The sequence below is a fragment of the Streptococcus sp. E29BA genome, from assembly GCF_041807805.1.
GTDB lineage: Bacteria > Bacillota > Bacilli > Lactobacillales > Streptococcaceae > Streptococcus > Streptococcus entericus.
In genome coordinates, this window is the sequence record NZ_JBGTZA010000068.1 from 1 (window position 1) to 1,999 (window position 1,999).

A 1,999-nucleotide genomic window follows, 5' to 3' on the forward strand; every position below is an offset into this window, starting at 1 on the left:
GCGCTTGAGCTCAGTCATTATGAGGGAACAACGCTTATTGAGTGGCGAGCAGACATGTTGCCTCCAGAAGAGATTTTAACAGTTGCTCCAGTTATATTTGAACGATTTTCAGGCTATGAAATGATCTTCAGTTTAGGCCATCAGAAAAAAGATAGCCAGCAATGGTTACCTGATGAGGTGTATGTGGATTTGATTAAGCAAGTCCAAGAGCTCTATCAGCCTGACTATATTGAAGTGCCTTACAAGGAGCGACAAGCTATTTTTGAACAGTTGCTGACCTTTTCAAATCTTATTCTCTCTCATTACGATACTGAAAAAGTTCCTGACAATATCATGGAAATTTATTCAGAACTAACTGCCCTATCACCTCGCGTGGTTAAACTGGTATTAACTCCACAGACAGAGCAAGATGTGCTTGACATGATGAATTACACTCGAGGCTTTAAATCTCTTCACCCAGACCAGACTTACATGACCATTGCCTCAGGGAAGCTGGGTCAGGTCACGCGTTTTTTTGGTGACTTATTTGGCAGTGACTGGACAATCGCCACTGTTGGTGAAGAATCATCAAGTCAACTCAGCTTGTCTGATATGAAGCAAATATTGAGTCTTTTAGAAAAAACCAGTGGATAGCTAGGCAGGTGAAATATCTCGCCTGATAATTTTCTGAAAAGTCATGAAAACTTGAGGATGTCGCACCGGGTTTAGGTACCGCGTCCACCTTACTTAAACCAATTTGGCGGGTCTCTCTGGTGAAAAGAGCAGGACAAACGCATGAAGAAACCATCGTTTTCAACATCTTTCACAGACTACTTTCCCTCTTTTTAGCTATAATAGTTAGAGGAGGAGTTTTTATGCCAGAGATTGTCAAGTTCTTAATGTCTGTTCACGACCTGCGTGACCATCGCAAAGTCCATCACCTGTTGTCTGATATTATCCTGCTCATTTTCTTTGCCCGTCTAGCTGGAGCAGAATACTAGGAGGAAATCGAAGATTTCGGTAAGGCCTATGAGTCTTCCTTGCGTGCCCTTCTTAAACTGGATAATGGGATTCCCTCTCATGACACCATGCAGCGTGTTTTCGCAACCTTGGATCCTCAAGTCTTGGTAACCGTCACGTTGATGTGGTCAAACCTACTTGAAGAGGCTAGACTGTCTGCGACCACTTTTCCGACCTTTGCCAAAAATCTTCTGGCTATTGATGGGAAAACAATCAGGGGCAATGGTAGTGCCGCTCAAAAAGCCCTTCACATTGTGTCTGCCTATGCGACAGATCAGGGCATCTGTTACGGTCAAGTCGCAACCGATGAAAAAAGTAATGAAATCACAGCTATTCCAGCCCTATTAGACAACATTTCTGTTAAAGGTTGTCTGATTAGTATAGATGCTATGGGAACCCAAAAGGTCATCGCTAATAAGATTATCCAAAAGCAGGGCAACTATTGCCTAGCGGTCAAGGAAAATCAAAAGAACCTGCTAGAAGATATTATCCCCTTCTTTGAGGATAAGGAGGCCATTTCGGATACCTATGAAACCATTGAAAAGGCACACGGACAGGTTGAACAACGCCTCTATGAGGTTGTTACAGATGCTGCTTGGTTGAGAAGGGAACACTCGGATTGGGCTCACATTCAGGGTTTGGGACGGGTGACTTGTCGTTACCAGAAGGGCAGTAAGGAAACAGTTGAAACACGTTATTTTATCTTGAGCACTCAAGTGAGTGGTCGAGAATTGGCTGCTTGTGTTCGTGGGCATTGGGCTATTAAAAGTCTTCATTGGCAATTAGATGTCGTTTTTAGAGAAGATGCCAATAAAACCTTAAACAAACAACTCGCTTTTAACCGAAATGTCATGGATAAGTTCTGCCTAGCCGTCTTAAAACAACTGGATGTGGGCAAAAAGATGAGCCTCAGACGTAAGAAATTTCACCTTAGTTTGGCTTTTGATCAATATTTGAGAAAACTCATCTAGTCAAAAAAGGGAGGAGGAAGGATAAAACA

1 protein-coding gene and 1 pseudogene are annotated in these 1,999 nt (G+C 42.7%); both read left to right on the forward strand.

From position 1 onward, the window contains the following. Positions 1-633, forward strand: a 633-nt coding sequence (locus tag ACERC8_RS09910) for a type I 3-dehydroquinate dehydratase (protein WP_373659698.1), incomplete at its 5' end; no start/stop codon positions are given. Between the two features lie 221 nt (positions 634-854). Beyond that, positions 855-1,970, forward strand: a pseudogene (locus ACERC8_RS09915) (ISAs1 family transposase). Positions 1,971-1,999 lie beyond the last annotated feature (29 nt).